Origin of the sequence: Microcystis sp. M_OC_Ca_00000000_C217Col, assembly GCF_007095585.1 — a bacterium.
In the GTDB taxonomy this organism is placed as follows: domain Bacteria; phylum Cyanobacteriota; class Cyanobacteriia; order Cyanobacteriales; family Microcystaceae; genus Microcystis; species Microcystis panniformis.
Map to the genome: position 1 here is coordinate 1 of NZ_SFBV01000327.1, position 19,796 is coordinate 19,796.

At 41.1% G+C, this 19,796-nt stretch carries 19 protein-coding genes; 10 read left to right on the top strand and 9 right to left on the bottom strand.

The annotated features are described in order from the left end of the window. The first annotated feature begins 779 nt into the window (after positions 1-779). The 4 genes from EWV66_RS20830 (at position 780) to EWV66_RS20845 (ending at position 4,944) form a co-directional block, all read left to right on the top strand. On the top strand, positions 780-1,088 hold the full coding sequence (locus EWV66_RS20830; protein ID WP_002757875.1) for a DUF6679 family protein: 309 nt from the start codon (positions 780-782) through the stop codon (positions 1,086-1,088). Between the two features lie 287 nt (positions 1,089-1,375). Beyond that, complete coding sequence (locus EWV66_RS20835; protein ID WP_002789797.1) at positions 1,376-1,837, top strand: cupredoxin domain-containing protein; 462 nt, start codon at positions 1,376-1,378, stop codon at positions 1,835-1,837. Beyond that, positions 1,834-2,919 carry a calcium/proton exchanger gene (gene cax / locus EWV66_RS20840; protein ID WP_012265049.1) on the top strand — a complete coding sequence of 362 codons (1,086 nt, stop codon included), beginning with the start codon at positions 1,834-1,836 and terminating at the stop codon, positions 2,917-2,919. Before EWV66_RS20835 ends, cax begins: the two co-directional genes overlap by 4 nt. A 405-nt stretch (positions 2,920-3,324) precedes the next feature. Next, positions 3,325-4,944, top strand: a complete 1,620-nt coding sequence (locus EWV66_RS20845) for a S8 family serine peptidase (protein WP_052276681.1) — start codon at positions 3,325-3,327, stop codon at positions 4,942-4,944. 80 nt (positions 4,945-5,024) lie between these two features. On the opposite strand, the gene EWV66_RS20850 is transcribed toward EWV66_RS20845, so the two are convergent. From EWV66_RS20850 to EWV66_RS20890, 9 genes are all read right to left on the bottom strand, one after another. Beyond that, a complete protein-coding gene (locus EWV66_RS20850; RefSeq protein ID WP_287107673.1) occupies positions 5,025-6,302 on the bottom strand; it encodes a DNA cytosine methyltransferase in 1,278 nt (425 codons plus the stop codon). Between the two features lie 85 nt (positions 6,303-6,387). Then, a complete protein-coding gene (locus tag EWV66_RS20855) occupies positions 6,388-7,026 on the bottom strand; it encodes a HEPN domain-containing protein (protein ID WP_072925938.1) in 639 nt (212 codons plus the stop codon). A gap of 13 nt (positions 7,027-7,039) precedes the next feature. Further along, on the bottom strand, positions 7,040-8,278 hold the full coding sequence (locus EWV66_RS20860) for a DUF262 domain-containing protein (RefSeq protein WP_002741905.1): 1,239 nt from the start codon (positions 8,276-8,278) through the stop codon (positions 7,040-7,042). An 88-nt stretch (positions 8,279-8,366) separates the two neighbouring features. After that, the gene (gene guaA, locus EWV66_RS20865; RefSeq protein WP_287107674.1) at positions 8,367-9,992 is read right to left on the bottom strand and encodes a glutamine-hydrolyzing GMP synthase; all 1,626 of its coding nucleotides are present in this window, start codon (positions 9,990-9,992) and stop codon (positions 8,367-8,369) included. Positions 9,993-10,270: 278 nt separating this feature from the next. Then, the gene (gene cbiD / locus EWV66_RS20870) at positions 10,271-11,395 is read right to left on the bottom strand and encodes a cobalt-precorrin-5B (C(1))-methyltransferase CbiD (RefSeq protein ID WP_287107596.1); all 1,125 of its coding nucleotides are present in this window, start codon (positions 11,393-11,395) and stop codon (positions 10,271-10,273) included. A gap of 191 nt (positions 11,396-11,586) precedes the next feature. Then, positions 11,587-11,925: a HepT-like ribonuclease domain-containing protein gene (locus EWV66_RS20875; protein ID WP_193960764.1), complete on the bottom strand. Its 339-nt coding sequence runs from the start codon at positions 11,923-11,925 to the stop codon at positions 11,587-11,589. Next, complete coding sequence (locus EWV66_RS20880) at positions 11,922-12,212, bottom strand: nucleotidyltransferase family protein (RefSeq protein ID WP_052276687.1); 291 nt, start codon at positions 12,210-12,212, stop codon at positions 11,922-11,924. The genes EWV66_RS20875 and EWV66_RS20880 overlap by 4 nt, the downstream gene beginning before the upstream one ends. Before the next feature lie 65 nt (positions 12,213-12,277). Next, positions 12,278-13,102 (bottom strand): hypothetical protein, encoded by an 825-nt coding sequence (locus EWV66_RS20885; RefSeq protein ID WP_287107599.1) that lies wholly within the window; start codon positions 13,100-13,102, stop codon positions 12,278-12,280. A gap of 398 nt (positions 13,103-13,500) precedes the next feature. Further along, entirely contained in the window at positions 13,501-14,268 is a 768-nt protein-coding gene (locus EWV66_RS20890) for a DUF6816 family protein (RefSeq protein ID WP_287107600.1), read from the bottom strand. Between the two features lie 35 nt (positions 14,269-14,303). Here EWV66_RS20890 and era point away from each other — a divergent pair, with 35 nt between their 5' ends. The 6 genes from era (at position 14,304) to EWV66_RS20920 (ending at position 19,533) form a co-directional block, all read left to right on the top strand. Then, on the top strand, positions 14,304-15,260 hold the full coding sequence (era, locus tag EWV66_RS20895) for a GTPase Era (protein WP_287107601.1): 957 nt from the start codon (positions 14,304-14,306) through the stop codon (positions 15,258-15,260). A gap of 192 nt (positions 15,261-15,452) precedes the next feature. Next, entirely contained in the window at positions 15,453-16,130 is a 678-nt protein-coding gene (locus tag EWV66_RS20900) for a uracil-DNA glycosylase family protein (protein ID WP_002789809.1), read from the top strand. A 3-nt stretch (positions 16,131-16,133) separates the two neighbouring features. Beyond that, the gene (gene rsmD / locus EWV66_RS20905; protein WP_052276689.1) at positions 16,134-16,676 is read left to right on the top strand and encodes a 16S rRNA (guanine(966)-N(2))-methyltransferase RsmD; all 543 of its coding nucleotides are present in this window, start codon (positions 16,134-16,136) and stop codon (positions 16,674-16,676) included. A 627-nt stretch (positions 16,677-17,303) separates the two neighbouring features. Beyond that, entirely contained in the window at positions 17,304-18,608 is a 1,305-nt protein-coding gene (thrC, locus tag EWV66_RS20910; protein WP_002750866.1) for a threonine synthase, read from the top strand. 106 nt (positions 18,609-18,714) lie between these two features. Continuing rightward, positions 18,715-18,990, top strand: a complete 276-nt coding sequence (locus EWV66_RS20915) for a MoaD/ThiS family protein (RefSeq protein WP_052276690.1) — start codon at positions 18,715-18,717, stop codon at positions 18,988-18,990. Positions 18,991-19,245: 255 nt separating this feature from the next. Further along, positions 19,246-19,533 carry a hypothetical protein gene (locus tag EWV66_RS20920; RefSeq protein ID WP_002789813.1) on the top strand — a complete coding sequence of 96 codons (288 nt, stop codon included), beginning with the start codon at positions 19,246-19,248 and terminating at the stop codon, positions 19,531-19,533. Positions 19,534-19,796: the final 263 nt, after the last annotated feature.

Consider the following 19,796-nt stretch of genomic DNA (forward strand, 5'->3'; position numbering starts at 1 on the left):
CAGCTTGCTGACAATTTACCACCTTGTTCCTAGAGATTCACACTTTTTGTTATCTCTGATCAAGGGTTGCGCTTGCTTTGGTTTAACCTGAGCGACTTAGTTTTTGCTGCGCTTTTTTCTGGCTTGAGATTTTAGGTTCGACAGCAACTCCTTGATTGTTTTTTGAGTTACCCCTTGACAATCAAGACAGTCGCTACGTTCATCTTATATTTAATTCCACCCACCCACTTATTTATCGGCCAACGGAATCAAGTGGCGAGCGATGCCCCATGACTTGCCAAGATGGCAGAGCGTCTATAGCTATTTTTCGGGGTTGGAAAGGGGACGGTACTGATAGCATTGTTCAAAAGTAATGGCAGATATGGTTAATTGCCCTCACCCCCAAACTCCCCCTGCCCTACCGATGTGGGGGGTGGAGGGGCGCAAGAGGGGAGTAGGATACCTGCCATGAATAAAGAAAAATGGCATAACCTCATCCCTAAACCTCATTCCCGATTCCATCCAGGAATACTGTTAGGAAGTGAAAATTTATGTCACAATGACTCTATAAGGGCGATTTTTTAGTGAATCGCCGAGGCCGTCTATTAATCGAATCGATGTCTTTGAAGAACGTAGCCCCAAACTGGAAACCTGACTTTCCTTTCCCATTCTTGCCACTACTAGCGGAATTTTTCTCCCTTTTGTGTTACCCACGGGAATTCTTGAGCTATTGCTGAGATTGGCATTTTGTCACTTCCCGTTAGTTGAATCCAACAAAAGAAGCTGTTTAGGAGCAATTTATGTTACACCGCAAGATTTATCAATTCTGTATGGATGGTCAGGAAGTCTGCATTTTCTTGCGCGATCAGCAAAGATGGATCGATAATGCCCGTATTGTCGATCTAGAAAGCGATCTCGTCACCATTCGCTACGAAACAGAAGAAGAAGACGAGATTAGTTCTTGGGAAGAAATGGTGCGTTTAGAAAGTATCGGTGCGGTGAGCAGAAAACTGGCATCGGTGTCGCGGACGAATCCTGATATTAATGTCTCGGAAGATTGTCCGGAAGCAGAACAACTTTATCCCCATTCTCCCGATAGCTTAGATTAATTTTGTCGATTTAACTGACAGTGGCTAGAAGTCCCGCGGTTTTAACCATGACCAAGGGACTTTTAAGGGATAGAAGGGAAAAGAGCCGGTAAGTAGAGAGGCACAATTATTTGTAGGATGGGTTAGCAGTAGCGTAACATGAGCGGGCGTTGGGTTTCATGCTTCAACCCAACCCAACCTACGTTCATTTTATATTTAATTCCACCCACTCACTTAGGAATCACCACTTGTTGTAAAATTATCGTCAAAGCCGCCAGATTTTCTCTATTATCAGCTGGAGGAGCAAAATGAATTCTAATCCCTACTTCGCTGGCCAGTATATCTATCAAAAATTTGTGGCATTAGTAATAGTTTTAATTAGTTGTTGGTTAGTAACTTTTCCCGCCTTCGCCGGGTCCGCCCCTCTAGAAGTTAAAATTAGTCTAGGCTCCGGGCAAGGAGAATTAAAATTCTTTCCTAGTCAATTAGACTTTATTGCTGGACAAAAATACAAATTAATCCTCGATAATCCCAGTCCCACTAAACATTATTTTACCGCTAAAGACTTCGCCGATGCTAGTTGGACGCAGAAAGTTGAAGCGGGAAAAGTGGAGATTAAAGGGGCGATTCACGAACTAGAATTAAAACCTAATGCACAGGCAGAATGGGTAATAGTTCCCCTCAAAACCGGTAAGTATAAATTAATCTGTACTATTCCAGGTCATGCTGAAGCGGGAATGGTGGGAGAAATTGCCATTAATAACCCATGAATTTAAGAAAAATTGTCTCCTTTGCTTTCCTATTATTTATTCCCCTATCGGTGGTCGCTAGTCGTCTTAATTGGGGAGATCAAGCTATTTTTATCACTGCCGCTTTATCGATCATTCCCCTGTCAATTTGGTTAAGTACGGCCGTGGAAAGAGTTGCCGTAGTCACCGGGCCAACTTTGGGAGGATTAGTTAATGCTATCTTCGGCAATACTACCACTTTAGTTATTGCCTTAATTGCCCTAAAAAAAGGCTTGGTGGACATCGTACAAGCCAGTATTACCGGTAGTATTCTCAGCGACTTATTATTATTTATGGGCATGGGAATGCTCACGGGAGGAATTCGCTACAAAGAGCAGGAATTTAAACCGATTTTAGCGCGGGTAAATGGTTCTTCCATGACTTTAGCAGTAATAGCGATCGCTTTACCAACTTTGGTAATATATACTTCTAACGTGGTGGAAGTTGCCGATATTCTCAGTCTTTCCCTAGTCACCGCCACGGTTTTATTAATAGTTTACGGGTTAACTTTATTATTTTCCCTCAAAACCCATAGCTATCTCTACGAAGTGGGATTAAGTAATGAAAATACCCCTGACAATCAGGTTAGTGAGGAAGAAAAAGCTCAAGTCTGGATTTGGTTACTTGTGCTGCTTACTTCCACCGTAGCTGTAGCTTATGAGTCGGATTTATTTGTTGATGTAGTGGAATCGGTGATGGAAGGATTTAATCTCACTCCTCTCTTTATCGGGGTGATTTTCATTCCTTTAATTAGCGATGTTTCTGGAATAGTTACCGTCACTCAATTAGCCCTAAAAAATCAGATGGATTTAACGGTTTCCGTGGCTATGGGTGATAGTTTATTGGTGGCTTTATTCGTGGCACCTTTATTAGTTTTTATCGGTCAATTTTGGCAGCAGCCGATGGATTTAAATTTTAATCCCTTTAACGTGGTGGCTTTGATTGTAGCGGTGATTGTTACTAATTTAATCAGCTTTACCGGTCGTTCCAATTGGTTAGATGGAACCCTATTACTAGCCACCTATTTAATCTTGGCAGTGGCTTTTTATTACCATCCCGCCTAGCCAAAAAAGAGATTCTGGTATTTTCTGAGATTGGGTGTATCTCATTTTTGTAAATCTGGGATTTTTAAGGGGAAACTCTCTGCTAAAGTCGGGCATTACTTTCGATTTTATCACTCAATCCAAGCTTTTGGGGGGTTCTACCCCCCAAACCCCTAGGGTTGATTCATCCTAGGGTTGATTCATCGTAGGGTTGATTCATCGTAGGGTTGATTCATGAATCAACCCTACCCAAACCCCCCGTTGGGGGCGTGGCGCCGCCCCCAAACCCCGGAGCGCATTAGCTTTTCGGTGGGATGCTTACAGCCAGCTGCTGATATATCTGTAATAATTTAAGAGTTACTAATAATTGCTGATTGTCGGTATTTCTGCAAATGTGAGATTCACTCCTGAGATTTCTGTCTTAGAATGGATTGGTATCACCTTATCACCGCAGGATTGCTGATGATGAAAAGAGGGTTTTGGTTTGTCGTCGGGTTAGTGGTAACGATAATTCTGCTTCCTTCCCTGGTTCTTTCTAATTCCATCGGTGAACAGGGAATTTATGCTGATCGCTTGCGGGCGGAACCCTATAATTTATTAGGGCGAAAAATTGCCATCGGTCAAGTGGAAATCGGCCGACCGGCGCAGTTCGGTTATGATAAAGTGGCAGCTTGGCAGCCTCCCTATAAATTAGCTGGTGTTTTTTTTCGCAATCAAATTGCCAAACCCAACACCTATCTAGATAATCACGCCGCTATGGTGGCAACGGTGATGGTCAGTGATGATAAAAAAATCCCCGGAGTGGCCCCAAAAGCGAGATTATATTCGGGGGCGGTGGGTTCTTTGCGACGCGGTGGACAACCGGAAGAATGTCTTGCTAGTCAAAATATTGCCCGACAAAATAGCGGTGATGTCCGCGCGATTAACTTTAGTTTTGGGGAATCTTTGCAAAGAGATCAACGACAGGAACCAAAATTAGATGGTCAAGCTTTATTAACTCAATGTGTTGATTGGTCATCGCGAGTTGATGATGTTCTTTATGTAATTGCTGGTAATCAAGGTAAGGGAGGAATTCCCATTCCCACCGATCATTTTAACGGCATTACTACCGCTTATACAGCCAAAAGAGAAGGAAAATTCACTAAAGTTGATTTTGCTAATATTAGTGCTTTGCCGGTGGGTATTGGTCGCAGTTTAATTAAACGGGAAATTAATGATGGTTCGCGGCGCTCAATTAATTTAGTTGCCCCTGGCAATAAAATAGAGCTTTATGACCTCAAAGGTAAATTAAATACTGTTAGTGGCACCAGTTTCGCCGCCCCTCATATTACGGCATCGGTGGCACTTTTACAAGAATACGGCGATCAACAAATTAATCAAAAAAATCCCCATTGGAGTGTCGATTCTCGTCATCATCAAGTGATGAAGGCAGTCATGCTTAATGCTGCCGATAAAATTAAAGATACGGGGGATGGTTTACGGTTAGGTATGAGACGGACAGTCTTAACTAAGGATCAAAAAACTTGGTTAGACTCCGATGCTTATAAAGACCCGAAAATTCCTTTAGATATGCAGATGGGGACGGGACATCTTAACACTTTTCGCACCTACCAACAGTTTAGTAATGGTCAATGGTCAGCCACAGAATCTATTCCTGCCATTGGTTGGGATTACGCTACAGTTACCGCTAATAGTTATCAAGATTATGCCCTAGAGAAGCCATTAAAAGCTAATAGTTTTGTTTCGATAACTTTAGCTTGGGATCGTTTGGTAGAACTAATCGATACTAATCGCAATAATCTCTATGATATCGATGAAAGTTTCCAGGATCTCGGACTGAATAATTTAGATGTTTATCTTTTACCTGCCCAGGAGGATAATAATGCTAAATACACCTGTGCTTCCCTGAGTGATAGTGATAGTTTAGAGCATATTTTTTGTCCTGTCCCCATCTCTGGAAACTATAAAATTCGGGTTCAATATCGTCAACAAGTTAATGAGAAAGAACAAGCTTTTGCTCTCGCTTGGTGGACGGTTCCTGAATAATAAAAATGATAGTAAATTCTGTTGAAAAAGTCTAGGGGGAGTGAGAAGATGGGAGCAGGTTTTTAAAGTTCGATAGGCAGTTAATCGTACTGTCTCTGAGAGACACCTCGTTTTCTTTTCGGGATAACATCGTCAGGGATTCCCCAATAGTTTGATGCCTGAGACATATTATATAGCAATAAGTCTTCGGGCATTTTTTCTAAAATAACTCGGTTGAGATTAGCGGTATTAATATTCATTGCTCCCATCACAGAAGAGCCAAGTTCTTTCGATAATAGCGGAATAACCGCATTACCAATCTCACGAAAACCATGCCATATTGTGCGGTGAAACTGAAACCAATCGGGGAATGTATGTAATCTGGCGGCTTCTCGTACAGTAATACAACGAGGAATAGAATAGTGAATGGGTCTAGGAGCAGTATAGGCTCCTTTGTCACTATTAGTTCCGGCCCGGAGAGTGTTACATAAACCAGTAGGAGAAAGCTTGAAAAAGCGACTTTTTGGTTCCACTGTACCCGGTTCGGTTAAGATAAATCTATCAATTGATCTTTGGGTATGAACTGAGCCTATATGTCCATAGATTTTTATATCTACTGTTCTTTGATGGCAAAGTTTAAAAATATCCCTTGGCTGCACTGAATATTTTTTCCTCTTACCACTATAATCTAATTTTGATGCGGGTATGCCTAAATCAGTATCGATAAAGGCTGGTATTAATTCTAAATCTGAAATCGCATCATAGACGCTGGTAAAAGCTGATTTTTTGGCTGGGTTTAAATCGACGGTCTTTGTCAAAGGATATTTAGCCATCGTCACGTCTTTTCGACTACCAATTAAGATTAATCTTCTGCGCTTTTGTGGGGCCCCGTATTCACTGGCATCAAGGATTTTAATTGGCTGATTAATTGTATAGCCAATAGCTTCAAATTCAGAGATTAACTCCTCTAAAAATTGTTTGTGTTTACCCGTAGCCATGCCGGGGACATTTTCAAAGATAAAATACTTGGGTTTAATTTCCCCTACAATCCGCAGATATTCAAATACAAGAGAATTTCTAGGATCATCTATTTGTCGTTTACCAATCAATGAAAAACCTTGGCAGGGGGGTCCACCAGCAATTAAACTAACATCGGTGGCATAGCCTTTTAGTTTTAATAATTCCCATATTTCTCTACTTGTTACTTTGGCTATATCCCGGCAGATAGTTTGACAATAGGGAAAGTTAAAATGATGAACCAAGGAATGGACTGCATCAAACTCCACCGCTACAGCAATATCAAATCCCGCCGCTTCTAGACCAAGGGACATCCCACCGCAGCCGGCAAATAAATCGATCGCAATTGGTCTATGTTTCACTTTGATGATTAGCTCTCTATTCTCTGCCTTTTATTATACTGTATTTCTGATATAATTAACACTTTAAATTTTATTAAGAGGGCAATTACTTAAGCAAGTTAGTAATCAATTGATCGACTTTCTCTAATTCTTGAATAATTTGTTTAACTCTCTCTAATTCGTCGGCAGGGTTAGGCGGTTGTTTAGTTTTTATTGCCGAAGAATGAGCGATTTCACCGCGTTCTTCTCCAAAAGTATTCATATTGGCTAACCAAACTTTATCTAAGTCATCACTATCGATGCCGATTGGTAAGAGTAATTTTAATAGGTTAGTTTCTTTAATCCCATGATTTTGATCGATAACTGATTTAAAACATCTAATCGCTATGTCAATTTTTTTAGTTATTTTCAGTTTGTCTAGGGAGACATTTTTGTTACCTTTAAGAGGAGTAATGGTATCGGGAGGATTTTCCATTTCTTGACCAGAAAAAGCGATTACACATAACAAAACTCGACCAGCTTTACCTTGATTATCCCAGATATTTTTTGCTGTCTGTACTGTATCCCAAACTCGATCTTCAAGATAAGATTCAATCTCAGCATGAGCAAAAACTCGATAGGCAAAAGTTAAAGCTAATTGTCTTTCAGAATAGTCATTTATCTCGCTGAATTTACGAGGTAGGAATTGTTTTTTGAGTCGATTTAATTCTTTGGTTAGTTGTCTAAATCTTAGAGATTTCGGCATAGTAAAAAAACAACTATCTTAACCCCTTAAAAATAATACGATTGTCTTCCATCTGAGGAATATTGAAGTTAATATCTAATACTTCTGATAAAGCTTGACCCCATAAATGAAAACGATCATAGGTTGATTGTTTAGTATTTGTACTAATTAATACAGCATTTTTAAATCGATCAACGGCAGTACGACATAAACTTTTAAATGCTTCTTCTACCTGTTCTTTGTTTGTCTCGGCAGCTGCTCTCATTAGATCATCGCAAAAGTAAAAAACCATCACATCTAAAATTGCTCGATTGAACTGACTTCGATAAGTTGCCGATTCAGGCAGCCAGAGACGGGAAAAGTTTTTCTCTCCAAAAATATTAATCGTTGTCTGGACAGCTTTTTCAAATTGATCAATAATATTTTTGATTTCTTCTGAGTTTTGATCCCATCGAGCATTAAGCGAAACACAAGCATTATCAAGAAATTTTTTAAGATCACCGCGATAATCGGATAAATAATAATGAAAAGCTACATAACGCAATAATATATCAGTGTCGCGCATCCGGAAATCGGGATAGGAAGATTTAAATATTTTCTTTAATGCTTGACTTTCGATCGCTCGATCATCTAAAAAATTAATAAAACCTCCTGGGTGTAATGCTTGTCTTAATTCTTGAGAAGACAAAGGGGTATTTTCCACATTGAGACGCAGAAAAATTTTATGGAGGAAACTCTCCGTTTTCCAATTACGGATAACAATCGTGCGGATAGTTTGATTATCCAGTTGGTCTAAGAAATCATTTAAATTGAAGTCATTTTTTAGATCTTGATATTGGCAGCCATTGAGATTATCTAGAAATTCTAAATCTTTTAAAGTAAAACTATTATTAGGTGTGTCACTGTCACCATAAAACTGTAAAATTGTTAGTAGGCGTTGTTTGCCATCAAGAACGATAAATTTCCCTTTTTCCTTGTTATTAGTAGCTAAGACAATCTGTGGGACTGGAAACCCTAGAATTAGGGATTCAATAAATCGACTTTTACGAGTAATATTCCAAGCATCTCGTCTTTGAAAGCGCGGATTGAGTTGAATATTTTCTCGAATTAATTGATCGCGGATCGTTGCGGTAGTCCAATCACTGCTGGCAACAACAGTGTCGGAGATTTCTTTGAGTTGTAGCTTTTTTTGGTTTGCTGATTCTCCTGCAATATCTTCTTCTCCGGCAAAATCCACCGCTTCTATTTCTTCCCACATCTCTAACTGTGCCATGGTAGTAATTAATCTCCTCAATTGTCTATTCTGCAAAAATCCCGCCCCAATATTTGGACGGGACTAATAATCAATCAATAATTCAATACTACTCCCATTCTATAGTTCCGGGGGGCTTAGAAGTAATATCATAAACCACGCGGTTAACTCCCTTAACTTCATTGACAATGCGATTAGAAATTGTCTCCAATAAATCATAGGGAACCCGCGACCAATCGGCAGTCATTCCGTCTTCACTGCTGACTAAACGTAGGACAATAGGATAAGCGTAGGTACGTTGATCTCCCATTACTCCCACACTGCGGACAGGCAATAAAACCGCGAAAGCTTGCCAGAAATCGTGATACATTCCCTGCTTATTAATCTCGTCGCGCACTACCCAATCTGCATCGCGCAAAATATTTAATTTATCTGCGGTGACTTCCCCTAAAATGCGAATCGCTAAACCAGGGCCGGGGAAAGGTTGACGACGAACAATTTCTTCTGGAAGACCGATCGATCGTCCTAATTTTCTCACCTCATCCTTAAATAATTTTCGCAGGGGTTCGACTAATTTAAACCGGAGATTTTTCGGCAGTCCACCAACGTTATGATGACTTTTAATTTTAACCGCGACTCTTTCCCCGGTTTTGGGATCCACATTACTATCGGCCGATTCAATCACATCGGGATATAAAGTTCCTTGGGCCAGATAATCAAAGGGTCCCAAACGATTTGATTCTTCTTCAAACACCTGAATAAATTCATGGCCGATACGACGGCGCTTTTCCTCGGGATCGGTGACACCGGCAACCTGCGCTAAAAATCGCTTTCTAGCGTTGACATACTGGACTCCGATATGGAATTGCTCGTTAAATATCTGCATTAATCGTTCTGGTTCACCCTTACGCATGAATCCCTGATCGATAAACATACAGGTTAGTTGATCACCGATCGCTCGATGCAAGAGGAATGCTAAGGTAGAGGAGTCCACACCGCCGGATAAAGCCAATAAAACTCGCTTATCGCCCACTTTTGCCCTAATTTCTCGGATCGATTCCTCGACAAAAGCTTCCGTAGTCCAAGTGGGTTCGCATTTGCAGATATGATAGACGAAATTGCGAATTAAGGCGATTCCTCCCACAGAATGGACAACTTCCGGGTGAAACTGCACTCCAAAGAGTTTTTTCTCGTGATCGGCAATGGCCGCACAATCGGTATTATCGGTATGAGCGAGAATTTCAAAACCCGCAGGCAATTCCACGCAGGAATCCCCGTGACTCATCCAAGCGGTGGAACCGTCCTCGACATTGGTTAATAAATCGGTAGGATCGTTGATAAATAGGGATGCTTTGCCGTATTCGGCCCGTTTTGCCCGTTCCACCCTACCTCCTAACTGCTGTACCATCAACTGCATCCCATAGCAAACTCCGAGGATGGGTACACCTAAATTCCAAATTTCGGCATCACAGTGAGGCGCTCCAGGATCATAGACGGAATTGGGACCGCCCGAAAGAATTATTCCTTTCGGGTTGATTTGGGCCAATTGTTCGGCACTGGTACGATAGGAGAGAACTTCGGAGTAAACGTTCGTTTCCCGGATTCTGCGGGCGATTAATTCAGAATACTGGGAGCCAAAGTCAAGAATGATGATTATTTGACGATTAAGGCTATTAGTGAAGGACTCTGAGGGCAAAGTCTCTTGAGGGGTAGGAAGGGGGGTTTGAGTTGTCACTGCGATCAAAAAAAGAAACTGGCAGGAAAAGGTTAAAGTTTTGTAAACTAAATCGGCTATTGTTCTGGAAATAAGCTACAATAGTATCGCCTTATTAGTTTCATTTTTTAAGACTAAATAGGGCTTGCTGAATAAATGTGAAATGTAGGCAAAGTAAGGGTTTTGGGGCTTTACGAGCGAAACAGGTGCAAGATTTTGAGAGAATCGTCGTTCAAAACCTTGCGTCTTCATCGCTTTTTCAGCAAGCCCTAAATAGTCCCACGATCATAGCACGGTCACTAGGGGGTAACTTGTAGATTCTGCAAAAATTTAAGGCCATTTTCGCTTTTGCTGATCAAAGAACGAGAGCGATCGAATAAAATACAACCGACCCCAAGATGACCGTTACTGTGGTTATAAACGTATTCTTGGCAACGGCGATCAATCGTATTAGCCATTTCTCCATAGATGCGTTCCACCCAATTATCGCCCGTTTGCCGGTCTAATTGACGCAGATATTCCAGACCGTTTTCGCTGGTGCTACTGTCAAAAATTTGCTGGAGATGGGGGGTAGCTAAACCCATTTTAGCGGCGTAGGCGGTAAGAATTTCCCGACGACCATCGGCGAGATGATGGTGAGTCTGAAAGATTCCCCCGGCAAGTTTAATTAATTTACCGTGATAACCAAACAAAAGAATTTCAGAGATTCCCTGTAATTGTGCCTCTAATAACATCGGCCCGATCCAATTGGCTGTTTTTACCAAAATATCAGGATTAATACCCATTTGAGGGGCTAAATCTAAGCCATTTTCCCCGATACAAAACACCAAGCGATCAAAACGACGGGATAAATTTTTTAATTGCTCGCGAAAGATTTCCAACTGTCCGGGAGCGCTCAGGGGTTGGGAAATGCCAGTGGTACCCAACAAAGATAACCCCTCTACCACCCCAAAAGCGGCGTTAGAAGTCCTTGTGGCCAGTTTTTTGCCTTCTGGAAGGATAATCGTCACTTTGAGGCTTTCTTGGGGCAGTAACAGGGGTCTGAGGTTTTCTTGCAGGAGACGCTGGGCATAACTATAGATAGCTGATTTTCCGCTATTATCAACCTGGATGCCGATTCCTTCGCCGCCTTGAATCTCTATCTCTTGATTACCCGTCTTTATTTCTACTAACGCCCATATAGGGGTATTTCTAGTTAAATCTAAATTATCCCCCGGATCGCTGCGGGTGATGGCTAGGGCAGCATCGGGGTTCAGTCGGGCAACTTGTTCGATGGCAATAGTAACGGTTTCTGGCGGTTCTAAAAGATTAAAAGTAACGGAATTTAGCTCATTTTCGCCGTGGAGATGCTGGAGAGATGCGATCGCACTGGCACAGGCAAAAACCGGTAAAGTGTAACCTGAACGGGGTGGGGAGATAGACATGAATAGGATCGATAGCCAATCAAATTAGCCGTGATCTGATTATAGAACTAGGGGGCAACCGCTGCTATTTTTGATGATTCTTTGACATCCTCACCACGCTATCTTTTTAAGGATAGTGGCTGAATGGGTTTGATACTTGACCAAAAAAATGCCTAATCGCTTAGGTCTTACCTCCATGTTGTCAACTGATTTTAATTATTTTCATTAGCAATAATTTGCTGAATTTGTTGTTTTAATTTAGGTAAATTATCTTTAATAACTCCCCAAGCTTCATCTACATTGATTCCCGTGTAGCTATGGATTAAAATATCTCGAAACCCTGCAATTTTACGCCAAGTAATTTCAGGATATTTTTTTCTGATCTCAGGAGAGAGTTGTTTAACAGCTTCTCCAATGACTTCAAAACAGCGAATCACAGCATCTTGAATTAATAAAGATTGATAGAATCTGTCTTTTCCCTCCTGTGTATAAGATTCGATTCGTTCAATTCTATCTAAAATATCACCTAAATAAATCAAGTCATCCTTCATAAAGGAATCACCTCTTTCATGATTCTTTCCCGAAAACAATCTCGTAAACTGTTAATAGTAGCCACATCAACCTTACAGCCTAAATAATCTTCTAAGTCTTGAATTAAACCAATTCTATCTAATAAGTTGCGCCCTTGTTCCATTTCTACTAAAAAGTCAATATCACTGTCATTGCTGTCTTCTCCTCTGGCAACTGATCCAAATATTAGAATATTAAATGCTCCATGCTTTCGAGCAATTTTTATAATATTCTCTCGTTTTTCTTGAAGAAGTTGATAGCGTTTCATTTTCAGACTTTCCCGAATCACTCAATAATTTTTTGGGCAAGCAATATTAATTTTTCCTACAATAATTATAGCATTTTACCCGTACATAACCAATATAAGGGTTCAATTAGGCCAAAAGGTTGCCATTCTTGAGGATTTCTAATCACGGCCAATGTTCCCTCTTTACTTTTTGATTGAATAATTGAATTTGGTTCACAATATTTACCAAATACTCCGAAGGATGAAGTGGTAAAATATTCAACTTTTCCCTTGTCCTCCTGAGTCCAATTTTCTAGGATTGCATACATTTTAGGAAAGCGTCTTTGCACCAGACCACGAGGATAATCTCGATTAACCCAAAGTTCTGATAAATCACATTTCGTGACAGTAAAAGCGATACGACAACCTTGAGGGTTACGCTGTGTTAAATCTGTAGTAAATTTTTCTAAAGACTTAGCATATACCTCATCTTCTCGATGAGATGTTCCATCTATTGGTAAGAAATATCCACCTATATCACTAAATAAATCATCATAATATTCTGTGAAGCTATGAGATGATGAAAACTTTCTAATATCTCTCAAGAGACTATCTGGCATATCGTAGATATCAAATGAAACTTCTTCTGTATTTTTAGCCCAAAATAATCCTTTTATTTCCAGAGTAATAGTAAAACGATAGAAAGGATGATAGCAAAAGCTACCTTCAAATTGTGTTACGTCTAACATCAATTGCTTTTTTAAAATGTTTTCTGCCTTATAACTCAAGTTTCTTGCAGACGGATTACTCGGTGTTACTTGACAAGATAAAACCTTTTTAGATTTTACCTGATGTTTTTGATGATAAGCTAAAGTCGCAAGATAAGTGCTTAATCCTGCTGCAGAAGAACCTATACCTATGATAATAGTCATAACATTACCTCAGAGAAATAGTGTGTTTAAAAAGGTTGAACAACTAGACGATTAACCCCACCTACAAACCCATCAAAGACCAATTCAAGAAAAAGAAACTTAGCTCACATTGAGCAATTAATGGCGGTGGGAGCCTCGCTTTCTTGGCCGAGTAAAAGGCAGTATAACTGAACTTCCCCGTTGACAAAAGGCCATAACATCTGCTGTAGGAGGGATTAAGAGTATTCAAGCAAATCGTCCCCAAGTCCTTCAATAAAGTCCGAAAACTAGGTCCGGGAAAGTTCTCTTAATTCCTTTTGGACATAATCTTAGGTTTTATGGCTAGGATTGTCTCTTGTCTTTTTTCTCCTCCTGTCTCCTCATCTAAGGGAAGATTGTTGATTTTTACAGGAGTTCTATTAATCTTTCAGCAATTGTAAGCGATAACGATACAAAGCCACAGGACGATTCGGCGCTTGGAAATAATCAGGAGATTGGGGGGAAAGATAAATGGCTGTCACCTGATCGCCTAGAATTTTATTAGGAGATAATAACTGATAGGAGGTGGTGGTTTCCACCTCATTAAGATAAGTATTGGTTTCTCCCCGGAAAATTTGTTGACTAATTTCTGTGGCAATAAATTGATTTCGGCTAGGAGTTTCGCTATTTCTGGCAATTACCGTGGAAATTAGTTGATGAGCGCCCCGTAAAAAGGTAATCTGACGATTGGGATTATTGGGGTCAGTTTTTACCGATAATACCGATTGATTACCTAAATAGGCGCGACTAATTGCTAAACCATTAAAGGATCGATCGGCCACAATTGATGGTTTACTGATAATGGTGGATAAAAAGGCAGCATTTATCGGTCTGGACATAGCTTTCTCAATGAATCTCACTGGAAACTCGATCGATTGTTCTAGGTAACGACGATTACTTTCAAAACCAGGTGTGATAATCTGGGGAGCAAGAGGAGCGGTTAAATCGATTAGGGTACTGGTGACAGTCCAATTGCCTACCATCCAATCGGGATAAACTAAATCTCCACTGGCAAAACTAACCACTGGTTTAGTCATCCAGCGAGGATAATTAGTTAAGCGATCGCTTAAATTTCCTGCCATAGACAATTTTAAATGGTTACTACAGCCTAGAATCAATACTAACAAGAACAAAATTATCCTTTGCATGGGTAAAAATATTTTTTAAGTAATATTCTTTAATTATGAACGATTTGATCAACTCCCAAGCCGTTAATCTCGATTCGGCAGTAATTCCCATCGCACCCACTGGTTTTAAATCGGGTTTTATTGGTATTATTGGTCGTCCTAATGTGGGCAAATCCACCCTGATGAATCAATTAGTGGGACAAAAAATCGCCATTACTTCCCCCATCGCTCAAACTACCCGCAACCGTTTGCGCGGCATTGTCACCAGCGAGCACTCCCAGATGATTTTTGTCGATACCCCCGGGATTCACAAGCCCCATCACGAATTGGGCAAAGTTTTAGTTAAAAATGCTGAAAAAGCCATAAATTCTGTAGATTTAGTTTTATTTGTTGTCGATAGTAGTAATTTTTTGGGTGGTGGCGATCGCTATATTGCCGATTTACTGACTAAAAACCAAACTCCCACGATTTTAGGGCTAAATAAAGCCGATCAGCAACCGGAAGACCCGGAGCCTATCGACGATAGTTATCGCACCTTAGCGGCGGAAAATAACTGGTCTCTGCTGAAATTTTCGGCACTGGAGGGGACGGGAATCGCAGAACTGCAAAATCTGTTAACTGATTCCCTCGAAGTCGGTCCCTATTACTATCCCCCCGATTTAGTCACCGATCAGCCGGAAAGGTTTATTATGGGCGAATTAATCCGCGAACAGATTTTACTGCAAACCCGTCAGGAAATTCCCCATTCTGTGGCGGTGGTGATTGAACGCGTCGAGGAAACTCCCGCTTTAACCAAGGTTTTTGCCGCCATTAACGTGGAACGAGCTTCCCAAAAAGGGATCGTCATCGGTAAAAATGGCAGTATGTTAAAAGCGATCGGCTCTTCCGCTCGATCGGCTATTCAAAAGTTAATCGCTGGGGAGGTATATTTAAAGTTATTTGTGAAGGTAGAACCGAAATGGCGACAATCTCGCTCACTTTTAGCAGAATTTGGCTATCGCACCGAGGAGTGAATTGGGGTGTGGGGTGTAGGGTGTGGGGTGTAGGGTGTAGGGTGTAGGGTGTAGGGTGTGGGGTGTGGGGTGTGGGGTGTGGGGTGTGGGGAGAAGCTTTTTTCAGTGGTCAGTAAACAGTGAACTGATAACTGATAACTGATAACTGATGACTGATGACTGATAACTGATAACTGATAACTGATAACTGAAATGACCGATATTAAAACCCTAATTAAACAGGTACACCAAGAGGCAAAAAAAGAGGATTTTCCCATCGATACCCTAATTTACCAAGAGGCAAAAAAAGACCCCTTTGAACCAGTTTTGTATGCTGGTAATCTTGCTAGTCAGTTATGCTTTTTTGGCCGGGATTTAGGACGAGATGAAGTGTATGCAGGACAACCTTTGATCGGGGCTGCTGGTAGAATGGTAAGAGAGGGATTTTTTCAAGCTTGGCAGGGGAGAAAATCCCATGATCGTCAAGAGCTATTATCGGTGTGCGATCGAATTTTCTTAACTAATACAGTTCCCTACAAACCCCCTGGTAATAAAGCTTATTCTGGGGAAGTGAAAGATCGTTTTCGTCCATTTATAGAAAAACTGCTCGTTTTTTATTGGCAAGGTGATCATATCATCACCCTTGGCACGGAAGCTTTTAAATGGTTTGAACCCTACGGTAAACCCAAAGAAGTAGATAAATTCTATCTTGATAAAGAACGCTTTACCAAAAAACTGCTAGTTACCCTCACCGCTACCGATGAACAGGGATTAAAACAGCAAAAAAAAGTGACTTTATTGCCTCTCCCCCATCCTTCTCCTCTCAATCAAAGATACTATGCCCTTTTTCCTGATTTATTACAAAAAAGATTAACTGAATTTGCCTTTTAACCGATGAGAATTTACGGCAATCGTCCCATAAAAACCCTAGCAGGACAATTAACCCGTCCGACTACAGCAAGGGTGCGAGAAGCTTTATTTAATATCTGGCAACAGAAATTATCTGGCTGTCGTTGGTTGGATCTTTGTGCGGGTAATGGTTCGATGGGTGCGGAAGCTTTATGTCGAGGTGCGAGTCTAGTAATTGGAATTGAACAATCAGGACGCGCTGGCGAAATTATTAAGGAAAATTGGCGCAATTTAGCAACTTCTCACCAGCAATTTCAAGTAATTCGGGGGGATGTACTGACAAAGTTAGCCACTTTAGCGGGGAAAAGTTTTGATTTAATTTATTTTGATCCTCCCTACGAAAGCGGGTTATATTTACCGGTATTAACTGCCATCTCTCAATCTAATTTATTAGATTCTCTGGGGGAAATTGCCGTGGAACATAATCCCAAATCTTGGCCAGCAATTAATCTAGAAGGTTTAACCATTTGTCGTCAAAAACGCTACGGCAATACTACCTTAACTTTTTATCAAAAAGCAGATGTCTAATAGATCTCTTGCAAAAATCAAAAATCTTCCGTTAGGTGAGGAGTAAGGAGCCAGTAGTCAGGATTCAGGAGAATGATGACAACAAGCTTAAAAAGGAGACTGGGAATTATGAATTATGAATTATAGTCATTTCAGATAAGTGTGAGACGAGGGCGTTGGGTTTCATGCTTCAACCCAACCTACGTTCTCTCAATCAGAAATGGTCAATTTTATTGGGCAGTCCAGAAAAAATTATTATTTCTCAACAAAATCACATAATTTGTCACTTTTCTTGACAATCATCCTGAGTAAAGCGAGAAACTTTCTGGCAAACGCAGTTAATCACGCCATTTTCAAGCTATTTAAACAAAAATAAGAGCTTATTTCGATAAAATTGGCAGTAAATAGCCTATATACTCCTAAAAAACTTAAATCCCTTCTCCTAGTCCTTTTTTTGACCTAAAACTACCCCGAAGTTTCCTGACACGGCAGCCGAACTCTCTCCCCTTAACCCTTGCTGCTCCCCAGAATATCACCTATTTTTTGTATAAATTTATACCCGACTATTTTTGTCGGGTATATTTGACACCAAGATTTTGCCGGTGATAGGATGCTTATAGATTCAGTTGACGGCAAGACAGGAAAATCATGACCCTAGCGACAAACATCAAAACCTCAAAATTCATCCCCACCTTTACCCGCTTGGTTTCTAAGGAAGGAGGGACTTCTTACCCTCTGAAAGCGCTGAATATCTGCGAAGAAACCTTTGCCCCCCTAGAAGTGGACTACGATTACGACCTCATCCGTCGCACCGTTACCAGAGAAAGCATTCAAGCAGGTCCCAATTCCATCTGGCGCTATCGTTCCTTTTTGCCGGTGGAAAGTGAAAATCCCATCGATGTGGGTACGGGTATGACTCCCCTAGTTAAATCCCACCGTTTAGCCCGGCGCTTGGGTCTAAAAAATCTCTACATTAAAAATGATGCCGTCAATATGCCCACTCTCAGCTTCAAAGATAGAGTGGTATCCGTCGCCCTTACCCGGGCCAAAGAATTAGGTTTTACCACCGTTTCCTGTGCTAGTACGGGAAATCTGGCCAATTCCACCGCCGCTATTGCCGCTCACGCCGGTTTAGACTGTTGTGTTTTCATTCCCTCCGACTTAGAAGCGGGTAAAATTCTTGGCACCCTAATCTATAATCCCACGGTAATGGCAGTCAAAGGCAACTACGATCAGGTCAACCGTCTCTGTTCAGAAGTGGGCAATACCTACGGTTGGGGTTTTGTCAACATCAATCTGCGTCCCTACTATTCCGAAGGTTCCAAAACTTTAGGCTTTGAAGTGGCTGAACAATTAGGCTGGAAACTCCCCGACCATATTGTCGCACCTTTAGCCAGTGGTTCCCTCTTTACCAAGATTTATAAAGGCTTCCAAGAATTCGTCAAAGTCGGTTTGGTGGCAGATAAAGCAGTGCGTTTTAGTGGCGCTCAAGCGGAGGGTTGTTCCCCCATTGCCCAAGCTTTCAAGGAAGGACGGGATTTTGTCGCCCCAGTTAAACCTAATACTATCGCCAAATCGATCGCTATTGGTAATCCCGCCGATGGTGTTTATGCCCTTGATATTGCGCGTAAAACCGGCGGTAATATTGAATCCGTCACCGATGCCGAAATTATCGAAGGTATTAAACTTTTGGCAGAAACGGAAGGCATTTTCACAGAAACTGCGGGCGGTACGACTATCGCTGTCTTGAAAAAATTAGTAGAAGCGGGTAAAATCGACCCCGAAGAAACCACGGTCGTTTATATCACCGGTAATGGTCTAAAAACCCAAGAAGCGGTACAGGGTTATATCGGTGAACCCCTGTTAATCGAACCGAAATTAGAAAGTTTTGAACGGGCCCTAGAACGTTCCCGCACCCTCGAACGCCTCGAATGGCAACAGGTTCTCGTCTAGAATTGATGCTCAGGGATGATGGGGCAATTATTCCCTTGCCTCATCTCCACAAGCAATTTAAATTCGCGCGCAGCTTACCGTCCTTTCCACTTTTTCCTTGATATCTATGGCTGTAAAAGTTCTCATTCCTACTCCCCTGCAAAAATTTACAGAAAATAAGGCTACCATCGAGTGTAGTGCTAGTAGTGTCGGTGGTTTAATCGAATCCTTAGAAGCAAGTTTCCCTGGTATTAAGGCCCGCTTATGCGATGAAGAGGGCGCACCCCGACGCTTTTTAAATTTCTACGTCAACAGTGAAGATATTCGCTTCCTCGATGGGACACAAACCCCCTTAAAAGATGGCGATGAAGTCAGTATCGTTCCGGCTGTGGCTGGAGGTTAACCTCCCTATAAGTTTGTTTTCCGTCAATTGTAATTAAACCCCTAGAAAGTGATGTTTTCTGGGGGCTTTTGTTCGGGTAAGTTCTAAGCTGCCCGCGCATTTAAATTGCCTTTTGTCTCTCCTGATATGTAACCTATACTCAACAGATTTAGTAAGTAGGGAGGCAGAATTATTTGTAGGATGGGTTAGCGGTAGCGTAACATGAGCGGGCGTTGGGTTTCATGCTTCAACCCGACCTACGTTCTACACTAGCTTATGACTGATGATCAATTGAAACAACTAATTGAGTCTAATGCCAAATCTATTGCGGTTTTATCCGATGCAATGGCAACTGAGCGAGAGGCGATCGCAGCAGATAGAGAAGAACGACGAGCAGAACGTGGCCAGCTATATCAATACTTGGGCAGAATTGCGGCAGCCCAATCCAATTTTTACGAAGTTCAGGCAGATTATTATCATCAATTAGCAGTATTATCTGAGCGTAAAACTCGCACAGAAGAACAAATTGTTAAAATTTTAAAGCATTTATCTATTACTGAATAATGACGCAGAAATCACTTTTTTAAGGAGAGAATAAACAGTTTGGTAGGTTGGGTTGAGGCACGAAACCCAACGCCAGTTGCGTAAACACCAATCCAATAAATGTTATTCTAACTTGATGCAATACCGTAGAGCAAAAACACCTAAAGCCACTTATTTTTTTACAGTTGTGACATACAATCGTCACAGAATTTTGTGTGAACCTGAAAATGTGGATTGACTACGAAATGCTTTTAAATATGTTATGCGACAACATCATTTTAAGA

What these genes read in the sequence shown, in the direction of transcription:
- EWV66_RS20880 (WP_052276687.1), bottom strand. Translation starts at nt 12,212, where the DNA reads ATGAAACGCTATCAACTTCTTCAAGAAAAACGAGAGAATATTATAAAA.
- EWV66_RS20915 (WP_052276690.1), top strand. Translation starts at nt 18,715, where the DNA reads ATGGCTGTAAAAGTTCTCATTCCTACTCCCCTGCAAAAATTTACAGAA.
- EWV66_RS20890 (WP_287107600.1), bottom strand. Translation starts at nt 14,268, where the DNA reads ATGCAAAGGATAATTTTGTTCTTGTTAGTATTGATTCTAGGCTGTAGT.
- EWV66_RS20830 (WP_002757875.1), top strand. Translation starts at nt 780, where the DNA reads ATGTTACACCGCAAGATTTATCAATTCTGTATGGATGGTCAGGAAGTC.
- EWV66_RS20845 (WP_052276681.1), top strand. Translation starts at nt 3,325, where the DNA reads ATGGATTGGTATCACCTTATCACCGCAGGATTGCTGATGATGAAAAGA.
- EWV66_RS20900 (WP_002789809.1), top strand. Translation starts at nt 15,453, where the DNA reads ATGACCGATATTAAAACCCTAATTAAACAGGTACACCAAGAGGCAAAA.
- era (WP_287107601.1), top strand. Translation starts at nt 14,304, where the DNA reads ATGAACGATTTGATCAACTCCCAAGCCGTTAATCTCGATTCGGCAGTA.
- EWV66_RS20835 (WP_002789797.1), top strand. Translation starts at nt 1,376, where the DNA reads ATGAATTCTAATCCCTACTTCGCTGGCCAGTATATCTATCAAAAATTT.
- cax (WP_012265049.1), top strand. Translation starts at nt 1,834, where the DNA reads ATGAATTTAAGAAAAATTGTCTCCTTTGCTTTCCTATTATTTATTCCC.
- thrC (WP_002750866.1), top strand. Translation starts at nt 17,304, where the DNA reads ATGACCCTAGCGACAAACATCAAAACCTCAAAATTCATCCCCACCTTT.
- EWV66_RS20855 (WP_072925938.1), bottom strand. Translation starts at nt 7,026, where the DNA reads ATGCCGAAATCTCTAAGATTTAGACAACTAACCAAAGAATTAAATCGA.
- EWV66_RS20885 (WP_287107599.1), bottom strand. Translation starts at nt 13,102, where the DNA reads ATGACTATTATCATAGGTATAGGTTCTTCTGCAGCAGGATTAAGCACT.
- cbiD (WP_287107596.1), bottom strand. Translation starts at nt 11,395, where the DNA reads ATGTCTATCTCCCCACCCCGTTCAGGTTACACTTTACCGGTTTTTGCC.
- rsmD (WP_052276689.1), top strand. Translation starts at nt 16,134, where the DNA reads ATGAGAATTTACGGCAATCGTCCCATAAAAACCCTAGCAGGACAATTA.
- EWV66_RS20920 (WP_002789813.1), top strand. Translation starts at nt 19,246, where the DNA reads ATGACTGATGATCAATTGAAACAACTAATTGAGTCTAATGCCAAATCT.
- EWV66_RS20875 (WP_193960764.1), bottom strand. Translation starts at nt 11,925, where the DNA reads ATGAAGGATGACTTGATTTATTTAGGTGATATTTTAGATAGAATTGAA.
- EWV66_RS20860 (WP_002741905.1), bottom strand. Translation starts at nt 8,278, where the DNA reads ATGGCACAGTTAGAGATGTGGGAAGAAATAGAAGCGGTGGATTTTGCC.